Raw genomic sequence first — 14,640 nt, 5'->3', positions numbered from 1 at the left:
TTGCCGCCCGAGGCTTTTCCGGCGCTTGACAGCTTTCGCAATCCGGACTTTGTGAACGCATGCGGGACGGCAAGCCGAATAAGCGAAAAACACCGGCCAGGGCGGCGTCGGCCGAGCGCCCGGCTGCCGTTCGCCGTGCCGATACGGCGCGCATGCCTGGGGCGAGCGTGCATGCGTCGCTGGCCAACGAAATCGGTCTCAGGATCGTGCGCGGCGACTATCCGCCGGGAACCATCCTGCCCAACGAGGCCAAATGGTCCGAGACTTTCGACGTCAGCCGCTCGGCGGTGCGCGAAGCGATCAAAATGCTGATGGCCAAGAGCCTTTTGGCGTCGCGTCCAAAGATCGGCAGCTGGGTCGAGCCGAAAGAGCGCTGGAACCTGCTCGACCGCGACGTGCTGGCCTGGTACGCGACCTCGCCCGACCGCGAGGTGTTCCTGAAGACGGTGCAGGAGTTCCGCCACATCATCGAGCCGGAAGCGACCGCCTTTGCCGCGATGCGGCGCACAGACGAGCAGATGGCCGAGATCAGCCGGGCCTGCCGGGAGATGGGCGCGGCGGCGACGCTGCAGGAGCGGACCCGCGCCGACACCCGTTTTCATCTGGCGATCCTGCGCGCCTCCGGCAACGACCTCCTGGTGCCGCTCGGCGTGCTGATCGAATCGGCGTTCGATCATCTGTTCGCCTATACGACGCGGGAACTGGACGATCTGCAGCACGCGCAGAAGCTGCACGAGGCGATCGAAAAGAACATCCGCCTGCAGCGGCCGGATGCGGCACGCAATGCGGTGCGCAAGCTGTTGGCCAACACCGACGGCGTCATCAAATCGCGCTGAAAGCGCGGCGGACCACTGCAGCGCTTCATCTTCTTTCTCCACCGCCCGCAATTTCGCCGTTCGCAATCTCCCCGTTCGCGATCGCCGCCGGGCCACAGCCGCCAATCTCCAAGATTTGAGATTAGCCGCAGGGTCCCATGCCTTCGTCATCCTGGGGCGAAGCAAAGAGCGAAGCGACGCCGCGCAGACCCCAGGATCCATGCCGTTACCTTGGAGCACTGCTGCGGTGCAGGACCTTTGATCGCGGAGGGACAGCGCCCCCCTCTGTCCTGCCGGACATCTCCCCCACAAGGAGGGAGATTGGCTTCATCACTGATTTCGCCAATCACCAACCTTGCGGACGCTGTCCGCGAAGCTGCCGATCTCCCCCAAGTGGGGGAGATGTCGAGTCTTGGCAAAGAGGGCAGGACAGAGGGGGGCGCGAAGGATCGCTACAGAGCGCTTTTATTCTGAGCCGTTGCATTCTTCGGCGGCTGTCACGGAATGGCTCCCAGGGTCTGCGCCGCGTCGCTTCGCTCCTTGCTCAGTGTTCTCTCGGGCGGCCAAACGCGGCGCGCAGTTCGTTTTTGGCCTCCTCCAGCACTTTCTTCTGCTTGGCCGGCAGGTTCGTGCCGGCGCGGTTGATGTAGAAATTCAGCATCGACATGGCGGACTGGAACGGCTCGGCCTTGCGCCGGTCGCTGTGCTCGGCCGATCGCTTCAACGAGGCTGCGATCTTCTTGGGGTCGCGGGATTCGAAGATATGGTCCTCGAGGTCCAGCGCATCGCTGTGCTCGGTGACCTCGGCCGACCATTTCCTTTTCGCGGTCATGACAAACTCCTTCTTCCTTCTATTGGCCTATTGGCAAGTTTGATGAAAAACTCCGGGACGGCGGCCACCGTTCCACTGCAGCTCAAATCCCTGGAGCCACGCAATTGCGCAATGTGGCGCTGCACGGCGCCGCCAATGTGCCGATAGTGGTGTCGAACCCGTCGACTTGCCCACAATCGCGGACAGGAAACGCCTTGACCACAACCGCCTCCAGCCAGGCAAGCAGCCCCGGCATAGACAGCGCCTATGCCTGGCTGCGGCTCGGCATCTCGATGCTGCTGGCGACGATCGGCGGTGTCGGCATGTGGGCGGTGGTCGTGGTGCTCCCCGCCATGCAGGCCGAATTCGGCGTCGATCGCGCCGCCGCTTCGACGCCCTATACCGCGACCATGATCGGCTTCGCCGTCGGCAATGTGCTGGTCGGCCGCGCCATCGACCGCATCGGCTACTGGATACCGGCGCTCATTGCCTCGGTGACGCTCGGTACCGGGTTCCTGCTGGCGTCGCTGACCACTTCGATCCTGCAGTTCACCCTTGTCCAGGGGCTTTTGATCGGCGTCGGCACGTCGGCGATTTTTGGACCGCTGATCGCCGACATCTCGCACTGGTTCAACCGCCGCCGCGGCGTCGCGGTGACGGCTGCCGCCGCCGGCAGCTATCTCGCCGGGGTGATCTGGCCGTTGGCAATGCCCTACGTCATGCAGAGCGAGGGCTGGCGCTTCACCTATGCCGCGATCGGCGTCGTCTGCCTCGCCACCATGCTGCCGCTGATCCTGCTGCTCAGGCGCGGCGCACCGCATGCCGCCGCTCCCGGTTCACCCGGCAGCCGTCCGGTCCAGCCGATCTCGCTGTCACCGGCAGCGCTGCAGGTGCTGCTCGTCGTCGCCGGCCTTGGCTGCTGCGTGGCGATGTCGATGCCGCAGGTCCATATCGTCGCCTATTGCATGGATCTCGGCTACGGCGTGGCGCGAGGCGCCGACATGCTGTCGATCATGATGGCGGCGGGCGTCGTCAGCCGGCTGGCGTCCGGCTTCCTCGCCGATCGCATCGGCGGCGTGAAAACCCTGCTGATCGGCTCGGTGCTGCAAGCCCTGTCGCTGTTGTTCTACATCCCCTTCGACGGGCTCGCGTCGCTTTACGTCGTCTCGCTGGTCTTCGGCCTGTCGCAGGGCGGCATCGTGCCCTGCTATGCCATCATCGTGCGCGAATACATGCCCGCCAAAGAGGCCGGCCAGCGCGTCGGAATCGTAATCATGGCAACGATCTTCGGCATGGCGATCGGCGGCTGGATGTCGGGCTGGATCTACGATCTGACCGGCTCCTACGCCGCCGCGTTCCTCAACGGCATCGCCTGGAACCTGCTGAACGTAGCGGCCATGGTGCTGCTGCTGTGGAAGGCACGGCGCAGCGCCGCGGTGATGGCCTGAGCACTGACCTCCGCTGGCCGGAGCGATGACATGGCAGTGGCCCTGTGACGCGGATGCCGGCCAGGTTCCTGCTTGACTTTTACATATCTCGGCGGTTATTGGTTTCCAATAGCCAGCGAGTTATCGATCGCGATGTCACAGCCCCATGAGATCCTCTTCAAAACGCTTGCCGATCCGACGCGACGGGCCATCTTCGAGCGGCTGTGTCGCGACGGAGACCAGACCGTCGCGGCCCTGACCGCTCGGGCCGGGGTCTCGCAACCGGCCGTGTCAAAGCATCTTGGGGTGCTGAAGCAGGCCGGGTTGGTGCGCGATCGCCACGAAGGCCGCAACACGCACTACAGCGCGGAGCTTGGCGCCTTGGCGCCGCTGATCGACTGGACAAACCAAATGGCTGGGTTCTGGCAAAGCCGGTTCGACAACCTCGAAGATCTGCTCAAAAGGATGGACCAATGACCAATACCGAGACCGAAACGCGCGCCGTCATTGTTGAACGGGAGGTCGCTTTTCCGCCGGAAAAGATCTGGCGCGCGCTCACCCAATCACATTTGATCGAGGAGTGGCTGATGAAGAACGATTTCAAGCCAGACGAGGGGCACCGTTTCAATCTGAGCGCGGACTGGGGGACGGTCGACTGTCAGGTCCAGGCAGTCGAGCCCAACAAGACGCTGTCTTACACGTGGGATACCAAGGATCTCAGGAGCGTCGTCACGTGGACGCTCACCCCTACGAGCACGGGGACCCATCTGCGCATGGAGCAGTTGGGCTTCCGGCCGGATCAGCAGCAGTACTATCAGGGCGCCCAACACGGATGGCAGCGGTTCTTTGCGAAGCTGGAGCAGGTCCTGGCGCGGATAGAATAGCCGTGCCGGCGCCATAGGCATCTGCGGGCGAAACCCAATGCCCAACAAGAAATCTGTCAACGAAACAAGGTAGCAAAAAAAGCCGCCAAGCGGGTCGCCCGATCCGCTTCAACTCGTCTTCAGAGGAGGTCCCAAATGAACTGGAACGCGTGGATTCGGCAATTCCACCGCTGGCTGTCGATCATTTTTACGGCGGTCGTCGCTGCCATCTTCATCACCCTGGGGGTAGGTGTCGAGCCCGCCTACTGGGTATATCTCATGCCGCTGATCCCGCTCGCCTTGCTCATGCTCAGCGGTCTCTATCTGTTCGCGTTGCCCTATGCCACGAACTGGCGCAGCGGACGACGCACGGCGTAGAAGCCTGAGCACGGTGGACGACAAGACGCACGCGAACCCACCCACAGCCGAAATTCAAATGCCCGAGTTCGGGTAGCTGTCCTGCCCGGTTCGCTTGACAATGGGGTAAGGCTGCGCGACGCCAGACGGGTGTGGCAAGTCGGGTGCGGCAAGTCGGGTTGGCATGGCGACAGTGGCAAAGACGCTGAACAGCATTTCGCAGCCGCGCTTCGGCGAGAGCGCCGCGTTCGGGACAAGGCTATGACCAAACCGCGCTCGCGCCGCGGCGGCGGCCGTCCGACGATCGCCGATGTCGCGCGCAAGGCCGGCGTCGGCGCCATCACCGTCTCCCGCGCCTTGCGCGAGCCGGAGCGCGTTTCGGAGGATCTGCGCCGCCAGATCCAGGCTGCTGTCGATGAGCTCGGCTATCTGCCCGACCCGAACGCGCGAGCATTGGCTTCGGCGCGCGCCGAGGTCTTTGGCGTGCTGGTGCCGTCGCTCACCAACAGCGTCTTTGCCGAAGTGCTGCGCGGCATCTATGACAGCCTGTCGGACAGTTCCTACCGCATCCAGTTCGGCAACACCCATTATTCCGGCCTCGAGGAGGAACGGCTGCTGCAGGTGTTCGGCCCGCAGCGCCCGGCGGCGCTGATCGTGGCGGGCATCGACCAGACGCCAATTTCGCGACGATTGCTCGAGACGGCCGGCTGCCCAGTGGTGCAGGTCATGGAAACCGGGCCCGATCCGGTCGACATGATGGTCGGCTTCTCGCATTTCGACGGCGGCAGGGCGGCGACGGAGCACATGATCGAAATGGGCTATCGCCGCATCGGCTTCATCGGCGCGCGCATGGACCCGCGCTCGCAGCGGCGTCTGGCCGGCTATCGCGCGGCGATGGAGGCGGCCGGCCTGTTCGACGCGCGGCTTGTCACCACCACGCCAGTGCCGTCCAGCGTGACGCTCGGGCGCGAATTGTTTCGCGACGCGCTGGCCAAGATGCCGACGCTGGACGGGGTTTTTTGCAACAATGACGACATCGCGCTCGGCGCGCTGTTCGAGTGCCACCGCGCCTCGATCGCCGTGCCGAAGACGATCGGCATCACAGGCTTCAACGATCTCGACATGATGGAAGTGGCTTTCCCCTCCGTCACCAGCGTCCGGACGCCTCGCTACGAGATCGGCCGGCTGTCCGTCGCCATGGCGCTCGCGGCGATTGCAGGCAAGCGGCCGCAAGACCCGGTCGTCGATCTCGGCTTCGAACTCAAATGCCGTGAGAGCACTGCCCGCTGAAAGCGCTTGCAGGCATCGCAAAATGCCGCTTTACTCGACGTCATGGTAGCGCTACCAGTTAACTCTAGGCGAAAGCTCGCGAAAACAGCGAAAGTCTGTTTATTATATATAAGCGACAGCTGATGCTTGTTTATTATGTATAATATGATAGTTTTTATTCCGGTTTACTGAGCCACGAGGGAGGAGATCGGGTTGGCATTCGGCCACCCTGAAAGCGCGACGGCAAGGCAGGAGGTGCCGAGCCAGGCACGCGAGACGCGTAGAACAATCAGAAACTGCAACTGGGAGGAATATCGATGATCAAGTCACTCGTAGGTGGCGTCGTCGCCGCCACTGCATTCGTCATGCTGAGTTCGTCGGCGCTCGCCGAACCCGAAATCGTCGCAGGCCCATCCGCCGAGCCGGAATGCTTCGCGCCATGGGCCGCCGACACGCAGTTCTTCAAGTTCCCCAAGAAGGAAGGCCCGTACCGCATCGCGCTCGCCAATGGCTACATCGCCAACACCTGGCGCATCCAGATGGTGCAGACGGCAAAAGCCTATGCGGCGCAGCCGGAGGTCGCGGCCAAACTCAAGGAATTCAAGGTCGTCTCGACCGGCGAAGATGTGCCGGCGCAGATTTCGGCGATCAACAATTTCATCGATTCCGGCTATGACGCGATCGTCGTCAACGCGCAGAATCCGACGGCGTTCGGTCCGGTCATCAAGCGCGCCAAGCAAGCCGGCGTCGTGCTGGTCGCCTTCGACAACATCCTCGACACCAAGGACGCCATCAACGTCAATGTCGACCAGAAAGGCCTTGGCGAATTGTGGGCCAACTGGCTGATCAAGCATATCCCCAATGGCGGCAAGCTCCTCGAGGTGCGCGGCGTTGCCGGCACGTCGGTCGACACCGACCGCCACAACGGCATCCATGAGGCCCTCGACGCTTCCGGCAAGAAGTGGGAGGTCACCGAAGTCGTCGGCAAATGGGACGACGGCGTCGCGCAAAAGGCTACGGCCGACGCGATCGCCACCAACGGTCCCTTCGACGGCGTCACCGGGCAGGGCGGCGACACCGGCATCGTCCAGGCGATGATCGACGCCAAGCATCCGTTCGTGCCGTTCGGCGGCGAAACGGAGAATGGCTTTCGCAAATTCTGCGCCAAGTTTGCCTCAGAAGGGCTGAAATGCTCGTCGGCCGGAACCGGACCCGCCCAGGTGGCGGTCGCCATCAAGACGGCGATCGCCGCGCTCGAAGGCCAGGTCGTCCCGCAGGCGGTGAAGCTGCCGCTGGCGATCGTCGAGGATCCGAACTTCAAGGAGGGCGAGGACTATTTCCCCGACCAGTCCGACAATTTCTTCGTCGGCAATTCCTTCCCGACCTGCGGCATCAATTTCACCGCGCAGGAAATCATGGGCCAGAGCAAGGAGAACCAGTAGGCTGATCGCTCGGCGCCGCGGGATATTACGCGGCGCCAGTCCCGATGAACAAGCGCCTTGGGAGGGGCCGATGGACGGTGCGGTTCCGCTCTTCCGCATGGAGGGCATATCCAAGCGCTATGGCGGTGTGCGGGCGCTGGAAAAGGCCGAGCTTTCGGTCACGCCAGGCAGCATCCACGCCATCCTCGGCGAAAACGGCGCCGGCAAATCGACGCTGATCAAGGTCATGGCCGGCGTCGTCGCGCCTGACGAAGGCCGCATGATGCTGGACGGAAGCGAGGTGAGCTTCGCGTCGCCGGCCGCGGCCAACCAGGCCGGCATCGTCTGCATCTTCCAGGAATTGTCGCTCGTCCCCGAACTCAGCGTCGCTGACAACATCGTCATTTCCGATCCGCCGAAACGCTTCGGCATGATCGACCGCAAGGCGCAGCGGCGCATCGCGGAGGAAGCCCTGGCTCGTGCAGGCGCCGCCGACATCCACCCACTGGCGCTGGTCAAGGACCTTCCGCTTTCAAGACGGCAGATGGTCGAGATCGCCAAAGCACTTGCCAGGAAGCCGCGCATCCTGATCCTCGACGAGGCGACCTCGGCGTTGACCGCGGCCGACGTCGCCAAGATCTTTGGCGTCTTGAAGCGGCTGCGCTCGGAAGGGCTGGCGCTGCTCTACATCTCGCATCGGATGAACGAGATCGCGGAACTGGCCGACCAGTGCACGGTGTACCGCAACGGCCGCAACGTCGCCAGCTATGCTGCGGGCTCGAAGAGCGACAATGAAGTCGTCGAGCTGATGATCGGCCGCGAATACAGCCATATTTTTCCACCGAAGCCGGTGCGCGCCCCGGCTATGACCGCTCCGGTGCTTGAGGCGCGAAAACTGTCGTGGACCGACCGGCTGGACAATATCTCGCTCACGGTCGGGGCAGGCGAGGTCGTCGGCCTCGGCGGTCTCGACGGCCAGGGCCAGCGGGAATTGCTGCTCGCCTTCTTCGGCGTGCTGCGCGGCCTCAGCGGCCAGATACTGATCGACGGCAAACCGGTGGCGATCGCCAGCCCGGCCAAGGCCCGCGGTGACCGGATCGGCATGGCGCTGATCCCGGAGGACCGCAAGACCGAAGGCCTGATGCTTCCGATGACGGTGCGCGAAAACCTCTCCTTTGCCGCACTCGACCGATTATCCAGGGCCGGCATCATCGACCGTGCCGCCGAGCAGCGGCTGATCGACGACATGGTCGCCCTGCTGGCGATCAAGACGGCCGGCCTCGACATCCCGGTCGGCGCGCTGTCCGGCGGCAACCAGCAGAAGGTGGTCATCGCCAAATGGCTGATGCGGCAACCGCGCATCATCCTGCTCAACGACCCGACGCGCGGCATCGACGTCGGCACCAAGCAGGAACTGTATCAGCTGATGCGCAAGCTTGCCGACCAGGGCGCGGCGATCCTGTTTTACTCGACCGACTATGACGAGCTGATCGGCTGCTGCGACCGGGTGCTGGTGCTCTATGACGGAGCGGTCAAGCGCGAGCTGGTCGGCGCCGAGATCACCGAGCGGGCGCTGATCGCCAGCGCGCTCAACATCCATGGCGAAGAGATGCCCGTCAGGGGCATGGCGAAGACGCCAGCCCGAGGAGCAGACGCGTGAAGGATTGGCGCTACTGGCTTGCCGAACAACGCGGAACGCTGCTGGCGTTCGGTATCTTCATCGTGATGTTCACGATCTACACCTCGAACCATCCGGCCGGCTTTACCGCCAATGTCGTGCAGACGGCTTCCAACAAAGGCGTGCTGCTTGCCTTCGTCGCCATGGCGCAGACGCTGGTGGTGATCACCGCCGGCATCGACCTTTCCGTCGGCATGATCTTTCTGCTGACCAATTGCCTGGCCTCATGGCTGGTCATCGGCACCGGCATCGAGACCGCGTTCGGTGTCGTCGCGGTGCTCGGCACCGGACTGCTGTGCGGGGCGATCAACGGCGCAATCGTCATCTACGGACGGCTGCAGCCGATCGTCACCACCATCGCCACCGGCGCGGTCTATTTTGGCATCGCGCTGCTGCTGCGACCGTTCCCGGGCGGTTCGGTCAACGAGGATCTTGCCGACGCGCTGACCGGGCGGCTGTTCGGCGTGGTGCCGGCGAGCCTGGTGGCGCTGCTGGCCATCGTGCTTGTCGTCTGGGTGCCGTTCAGCCGGTCGGTGCTCGGCCGCGCCGCTTACGCGGCCGGATCGTCGGAGATGGCAGCCTACATGTCCGGCGTGCCGATCCGCCGGGGAAAATTCGCCGCCTATGCGCTGGCCGGCCTGCTCGCCGCGATCGGCGGGCTGTTCCTGACCTTCTTCACCTATACGGGCGAGGCGGCCTATGCCAGCGGCAATGCCTATACGCTGTTCTCGATCGCCGCCGTGGTGCTCGGCGGCGTCTCATTGTTCGGCGGCAAGGGCAGCGCCATCGGCGCGATTTTCGGCGCGCTTGCCTTCCGCACCATCGGCGACCTGCTCTTCGTCTTCGATTTCGATCCGCTCTGGCAGCCGCTGTTCCAGGGCGTCATCCTGCTGATCGCCGTCAGCCTCGGCGCCTTCGCCCTGTTCAGGGTCCGCAACCGGCTGGAGTGGTTCCTGTGAGCGAAACGACCATCGCCGGCATCGCCGGCCGCATGCCGAAATTCATCCGCCGCGCCGACCCTGCGGTGCTGACCGCCTTTGCCTGCATCGTGCTGCTGCTGTTTGTCGGCAGCCTTTACTCGCGCAGCTTCCTGTCGCCGGAATATCTGCTGCAGCAGCTCAAGGTGGCGTCGTTTCTCGGCGTCATCGCCACCGGCATGATGCTGGTCATCCTGCTTGGCCAGATCGACCTGTCGGTGCCGTGGTCGGTGGCGACGGGCGCGATGATGGCCTGTGCGGCCGCCGCCTACGGCCCGCTCGGCGTGGCGCTGGCGATCCCGTTCGGCATTTTCTGCGGCGTCGCGATCGGCATCGTCAACGGCATTGGCGTCGCTTATCTGCGCATTCCCTCGATGATCATCACGCTCGCCACCAATGCCGTCGCGCAAGGGCTGATGGTGGTCTATACCGGCGGCTTCTCGCCACAGGATTCGGCGACCCGGGCGATGCGCTATCTGGCGACCGGCTTTGCCATTCCGGGCGTGCCCAACGCCGTCGTCATCTGGGCGCTGATCGGTGCTGCGATGGTTTTCGTGCTGACCCGCACCGGCTTCGGCCGCACGGTCTACGGCATCGGCAACCGCGAGCGCGCCGCCTACCTTTCCGGCATCGACACGCGGCGCGTGGTGCTGATCGCCTTCGCCGTATCCGGCGGACTCTCCGCCTTCGGCGGCGTGCTTCTGGCCGGCTATGCCTCCAAGGCGGCGCAGTCGATGGGCGACGCCTATCTGCTGCCGTCGATCGCTGCGGTGGTGCTTGGCGGCACCTCGATCCTCGGCGGCCGCGGCTCCTATCTCGGCACGGTCGCGGGCGTCATCCTGATCACGCTTTTGCAATCCATTCTTTCGGTCATGCAGATGCCGGAGGCGGGGCGGCAAATCATCTATGGCGTCGTCATCGTCGCCATGCTCCTGCTTTACGGCCGCGCGCCGGCCAGCCGCTGACCCGCATCGTGGACGAAAAGACAGCACAAATGCAGAGCGATCGCATTCGGCCCGCACTGGCCGTCGTGGTGATGGGCGTTGCCGGCTGTGGCAAGTCGGCCGTCGGCGAAGCGCTGGCGGCGGCATTGGGCGCTGTCTTCGTCGAGGGCGACAGGCTGCATCCACCGGAAAATGTCGCGCGCATGGCAAGCGGTGAGCCGCTGACCGACGCATTGCGCGAAGGCTGGCTCGACGCGATCGGCCGGCGCATTGCAGGACCGGTCGGGGATGGGCAGAGCGTCGTCGCCGCCTGCTCGGCGCTCAAGCGCAGTTATCGCGAGCGTCTGCGCGGCTTTTGCCAGGACATTTTGTTCCTCTACTTGGAAATCGATCCGGCGACGGCAAAGCAGCGTGTCGGCTCCCGCCAGGGGCATTTCATGCCGGCAAGCCTGGTCGACAGCCAGTTCGCCACGCTCGAACCGCCGGCAGCCGACGAGAATGTATTGACGCTCGATGCAACGCGCCCGATCGCCGACATTGTCGCCGACGTCATAAGCCTGTTCGAGCCGGATTCATGAGGGGGTCGCCGGCGCGGATATTGCTTCAAGACGCCAGATCAGATCTGTGACGTCAGTTCGACTGGAAAATCGTCATTGTCGGCGTCGCGCATGGCGGCGAGGCTGCGATTGTCCAGCACCTCGGCGATCGCATGGCGTACCTCCAGCATCATGTTCCGGACCTGGCATGTCGCCTCGTCGCAATCATCGCAGCGCTGATATTGGGTACGGCTGGCGCAAGGGATCGGCGCCAGCGGCCCGTCGAGGACGCGCACGACATGGCCGATCTTGATCTCGGAGGCCGGGCGGGCGAGGCGATAGCCGCCTTCCTTGCCCTTGCGGCTCTGGACGAAGCCGGCATTGCGCAATTCGCCCAGAATGGCATCCAGGAATTTCTTCGGGATGTTGTTGGCGACGGCAATGTCGTTGACGAACGCCAGCTGGCCGACCGGCAAGCCTGACAGATGCACGAGGGCCTTGAGGCCGTATTTGCCTTTTTTGGTAAGCATGCCGATTCAGTTCATGAAAACCCCAACCGCCCGCATCTGGCGGTTGTTTGTGTGCAAATCATGACGTTTTGTCGCGCGATGCAGTTTCGCGAAACAAGCCGTCCGAGGGCACAGTAGGCACAAACACGTTGATTGTTCGTGACGTTTTGGACGGCGCGCTGGGAACGTGCGGGAAATCACCTGTCCGGAGCGCGAAAAACGAAGAAAGCCGGCAAAGCCGGCTTTCTATCAATTTCGAAGATCGCTTGGCTCAGCGGCTGCCATAGGTCTGGTCGAGCAGTCCGCCGGCAGCAAAGTGCTCGGCCTGGACCTTGGCCCAGCCGCCGAAGACATCTTCGACCGTCAGCAGCCGGACATCGGGAAACTCGGCCTTGTATTTGGCGGCGACCGCCGCGTCGCGAGCCCGCAGGCCGTTGCGGGCGGCGATGTCCTGGCCCTGCGGCGTGTAGAGGAAGTCGAGGTAGGTCTTGGCGAGGTCACGCGTGCCATGCTCGTCGGCGACCGTGTCGACGATCGCCACCGGAAACTCCGCCAGCAGGCTGACCGAAGGCGTCACCTGCTCGAACTTGTCATCGCCATACTCCCTGCGGACGCCGCGCGTTTCCGACTCGAAGGTGATCAGCACGTCGCCGATTTCGCGCTGCACGAAGGTGGTGGTGGCGGCGCGCCCGCCAGAATCGAAGATCGGCACGTTGTTGAACAGCTTGGTGACGAATTCCTTGACCTTGGCGTCGTCGCCCTTGAAGGCCTCCTTGGCGTAGGCGGTGGCCGCGAGATAGGTGTAGCGCGCATTGCCCGACGTTTTCGGGTTGGGGAAGATCACCTGGACGTCGTCGCGCACGAGATCGTTCCAATCCTTGATGTTCTTCGGGTTGCCGGCGCGCACCAAAAAGGACGGCAGCGAATAGAAAGGCGAGGCGTTGTCGGGGAAGTCCCTCTGCCAGTCCGCGGAGATAAGCCCCTTCGAGACCAGGAAGTCGATGTCGAGGACCTGGTTGAAGGTGACGACATCGGCGCCGAGGCCTTCGGCGATGGCACGTGCCTGCGCCGACGTCCCGGCATGCGACTGATCGATGGCCACGCCGGGGTGCTCGGAGATGAAGGCCTTGTTGACCTGCGCAAACAATTCGCGGCCGACATCATAGGACGCATTCAGCAGTCTGTCGGCCGACCAGGCTTGGGAGGATGCGAGGAACAGGCCGGCCAATGTGGCGACGCCAAGCAAAAATCGCTTCATGAAAACAGGGCTCCGATGCAGTGCGCTTATTGCCGAACCATAGCGGCAAGGCATGGTGGGCGACGAGACACGCAGAGCGGCTTCACCACGCCCTCGCGAGAAAAATGTTCCCATTCCACGCCGTTGCTAGGATTTTCTTTCACCCCGAGTCTTGCGAGGCACCTGGGCAGCGGTCCCCATGCGTTGGCAAAACGATTGCATCGCGACACTGTCTGGCATTTTACAAATGATATAAACAAAGGAGCCATCGCTATGCCCCAGCGCCGCCATTCCAAGACTCCGCCGAAAGAGGCGAAGCTGTTTCGCAACAATCGCAGCCAAGCGGTGCGCATTCCTGTCGAGTTCGAACTCCCCGGCGAAAAGGTCTTGATCAGCCGTGAAGGCGACCGCCTGGTCATCGAGCCGGTCCGCAAACCTGGCCTCTCGGCGCTGCTCGCGCAATGGGCGCAAGAGCCACCGCTCGGTCCCGAGGACGACTTCCCCGGAACCGACGATATGCCTGTCAAATCCGAAAGAATTTTTTGATGCGGCTCATGCTGGACACCAACTTGTCAGCGACATGATCCGAAACCCGGCGGGCAGAGCAACTATTGGCCAAAACGACCTTTTTATTGCTGCCCACGCCTACGCGCTGGACACCACCCTGGTAACCGCCAACATGGGAGAGTTCAACCGGATCAGGGGCCTGAAGGTCGAGAACTGGCTGAGTAGCGCCGGAAGGGGATCAAGCAGCCGGAAAAAGCTTCCAGCGCCGCGGCCTGAACGCTACCCGGCTCTTCTGCGCCGCCGGATGGTCGACCGGTAGCTCGATCTCGACCCGCTGGCGCTCGCCGCCGATTTCGAGCTCCACCCGTCTGGTGCCGGCGACGCGGCGGCTGGCGGCGACCGTGCCGGCGATGCAGCCATTGCATTCGTCCACCAGGTCGACATCGTGCGGGCGGAAGAACAGCGTTGCTTCGCCCCGCGGCGCCTGCGGCGCCGACAGCCCGATCGGGCGATCGGCGATCCAGACCTGGCCGTCCTCGACCTTGACCGGAAGCGCGCTCGATTCACCGATGAAGCCGTAGACAAAGGGCGAATTCGGCGTGTCGTAGATTTCGTCGGCGGTGCCGACCTGCTCGATGCTGCCCTGGCTCATCACCACGACGCGGTCGGCAAGCTCGAGCGCTTCTTCCTGGTCATGGGTGACAAAGACCGTGGTGTGGCCGGTGGCGTCGTGGATGTCGCGCAGCCAGCGGCGCAATTCGCGGCGGACTTGGGCGTCGAGCGCGCCGAACGGCTCGTCCAGCAAAAGCACGGCCGGTTCGATCGCCATCGCGCGGGCCAGCGCCACGCGCTGGCGCTGGCCGCCCGAAAGCTGCGCCGGATAGCGCTTTTCCAAGCCGGAAAGCTGAACGAGGTCGAGAAGCTCTGAGGCACGGCGGCGGATTTCCTGCGCCGACGGCCGTGACGGCCCGTGCCGAACTTTTAGGCCGAAGCCGATATTGTCGGCGACCGTCATATGGCGAAACAGCGCATAATGCTGGAAAACGAAGCCGACATTGCGCTGCTGGATCGACTTTTGCGACGCATCCTCCTCGCCAAAGAAGATCTTGCCTTTCGTCGGCCGCTCCAGCCCGGCGATCAGCCTGAGCAGCGTCGTCTTGCCGGAGCCGGACGGCCCGAGCAGCGCGATCAGTTCGCCGGACTTGATGTCGAGCGAAACGTCGTGGAGCGCCGGAAACCGCTCAAACTCCTTGCGCACGTTGGCAACGCGAACTTCCATCAACCGTCCC

At 63.7% G+C, this 14,640-nt stretch carries 16 protein-coding genes and 1 pseudogene; 13 read left to right on the top strand and 4 right to left on the bottom strand.

Annotated elements, in window-relative coordinates; all coding sequences use genetic code 11:
* The first annotated feature begins 59 nt into the window (after positions 1-59).
* Complete coding sequence (locus AC0L3O_RS17795; RefSeq protein ID WP_287223536.1) at positions 60-836, top strand: FadR/GntR family transcriptional regulator; 777 nt, start codon at positions 60-62, stop codon at positions 834-836.
* A gap of 523 nt (positions 837-1,359) precedes the next feature.
* Here AC0L3O_RS17795 and AC0L3O_RS17790 read toward each other — a convergent pair.
* Positions 1,360-1,647 carry a DUF3175 domain-containing protein gene (locus AC0L3O_RS17790; RefSeq protein ID WP_287223537.1) on the bottom strand — a complete coding sequence of 96 codons (288 nt, stop codon included), beginning with the start codon at positions 1,645-1,647 and terminating at the stop codon, positions 1,360-1,362.
* A gap of 194 nt (positions 1,648-1,841) precedes the next feature.
* Here AC0L3O_RS17790 and AC0L3O_RS17785 point away from each other — a divergent pair, with 194 nt between their 5' ends.
* The 10 genes from AC0L3O_RS17785 (at position 1,842) to AC0L3O_RS17740 (ending at position 11,140) form a co-directional block, all read left to right on the top strand.
* Complete coding sequence (locus AC0L3O_RS17785) at positions 1,842-3,074, top strand: MFS transporter (RefSeq protein ID WP_287223538.1); 1,233 nt, start codon at positions 1,842-1,844, stop codon at positions 3,072-3,074.
* A gap of 132 nt (positions 3,075-3,206) precedes the next feature.
* Positions 3,207-3,530, top strand: a complete 324-nt coding sequence (locus AC0L3O_RS17780) for an ArsR/SmtB family transcription factor (RefSeq protein WP_023798656.1) — start codon at positions 3,207-3,209, stop codon at positions 3,528-3,530.
* Positions 3,527-3,937, top strand: a complete 411-nt coding sequence (locus AC0L3O_RS17775) for an SRPBCC family protein (protein ID WP_023798657.1) — start codon at positions 3,527-3,529, stop codon at positions 3,935-3,937. The genes AC0L3O_RS17780 and AC0L3O_RS17775 overlap by 4 nt, the downstream gene beginning before the upstream one ends.
* A 135-nt stretch (positions 3,938-4,072) precedes the next feature.
* Positions 4,073-4,294: a hypothetical protein gene (locus AC0L3O_RS17770; protein ID WP_287223539.1), complete on the top strand. Its 222-nt coding sequence runs from the start codon at positions 4,073-4,075 to the stop codon at positions 4,292-4,294.
* Positions 4,295-4,534: 240 nt separating this feature from the next.
* The gene (gene gntR, locus AC0L3O_RS17765; RefSeq protein ID WP_473616187.1) at positions 4,535-5,563 is read left to right on the top strand and encodes an HTH-type transcriptional regulator GntR; all 1,029 of its coding nucleotides are present in this window, start codon (positions 4,535-4,537) and stop codon (positions 5,561-5,563) included.
* Positions 5,564-5,859: 296 nt separating this feature from the next.
* Positions 5,860-6,984 carry a sugar ABC transporter substrate-binding protein gene (locus AC0L3O_RS17760; protein ID WP_027154324.1) on the top strand — a complete coding sequence of 375 codons (1,125 nt, stop codon included), beginning with the start codon at positions 5,860-5,862 and terminating at the stop codon, positions 6,982-6,984.
* A 70-nt stretch (positions 6,985-7,054) separates the two neighbouring features.
* Positions 7,055-8,623: a sugar ABC transporter ATP-binding protein gene (locus AC0L3O_RS17755; protein WP_473616186.1), complete on the top strand. Its 1,569-nt coding sequence runs from the start codon at positions 7,055-7,057 to the stop codon at positions 8,621-8,623.
* Positions 8,620-9,600 carry an ABC transporter permease gene (locus tag AC0L3O_RS17750; protein WP_023798662.1) on the top strand — a complete coding sequence of 327 codons (981 nt, stop codon included), beginning with the start codon at positions 8,620-8,622 and terminating at the stop codon, positions 9,598-9,600. Before AC0L3O_RS17755 ends, AC0L3O_RS17750 begins: the two co-directional genes overlap by 4 nt.
* The gene (locus AC0L3O_RS17745; protein WP_023798663.1) at positions 9,597-10,583 is read left to right on the top strand and encodes an ABC transporter permease; all 987 of its coding nucleotides are present in this window, start codon (positions 9,597-9,599) and stop codon (positions 10,581-10,583) included. Before AC0L3O_RS17750 ends, AC0L3O_RS17745 begins: the two co-directional genes overlap by 4 nt.
* 29 nt (positions 10,584-10,612) lie before the next feature.
* On the top strand, positions 10,613-11,140 hold the full coding sequence (locus AC0L3O_RS17740) for a gluconokinase (protein WP_473616184.1): 528 nt from the start codon (positions 10,613-10,615) through the stop codon (positions 11,138-11,140).
* A gap of 38 nt (positions 11,141-11,178) precedes the next feature.
* Here AC0L3O_RS17740 and AC0L3O_RS17735 read toward each other — a convergent pair whose 3' ends face one another.
* Positions 11,179-11,628 carry an RrF2 family transcriptional regulator gene (locus AC0L3O_RS17735; RefSeq protein ID WP_027154320.1) on the bottom strand — a complete coding sequence of 150 codons (450 nt, stop codon included), beginning with the start codon at positions 11,626-11,628 and terminating at the stop codon, positions 11,179-11,181.
* Positions 11,629-11,878: 250 nt separating this feature from the next.
* A complete protein-coding gene (locus AC0L3O_RS17730) occupies positions 11,879-12,865 on the bottom strand; it encodes a sulfate ABC transporter substrate-binding protein (protein WP_473616183.1) in 987 nt (328 codons plus the stop codon).
* A gap of 252 nt (positions 12,866-13,117) precedes the next feature.
* On the opposite strand from AC0L3O_RS17730, the gene AC0L3O_RS17725 reads away from it, so the two are divergent.
* Together AC0L3O_RS17725 and AC0L3O_RS17720 are read left to right on the top strand one after the other, a co-directional pair.
* On the top strand, positions 13,118-13,390 hold the full coding sequence (locus AC0L3O_RS17725) for an antitoxin (RefSeq protein ID WP_236377161.1): 273 nt from the start codon (positions 13,118-13,120) through the stop codon (positions 13,388-13,390).
* Positions 13,391-13,451: 61 nt separating this feature from the next.
* Positions 13,452-13,571, top strand: a pseudogene (locus AC0L3O_RS17720) (type II toxin-antitoxin system VapC family toxin); the annotation flags it as partial.
* 18 nt (positions 13,572-13,589) lie between these two features.
* Here AC0L3O_RS17720 and AC0L3O_RS17715 read toward each other — a convergent pair.
* Positions 13,590-14,630 (bottom strand): sulfate/molybdate ABC transporter ATP-binding protein, encoded by a 1,041-nt coding sequence (locus AC0L3O_RS17715; protein ID WP_128175126.1) that lies wholly within the window; start codon positions 14,628-14,630, stop codon positions 13,590-13,592.
* Positions 14,631-14,640: the final 10 nt, after the last annotated feature.

Source organism: Mesorhizobium sp. WSM4810, from assembly GCF_055811235.1.
The sequence above is the reverse complement of the archived record's forward strand: the minus strand, read 5'-3'. Positions and strand labels throughout refer to the sequence as shown.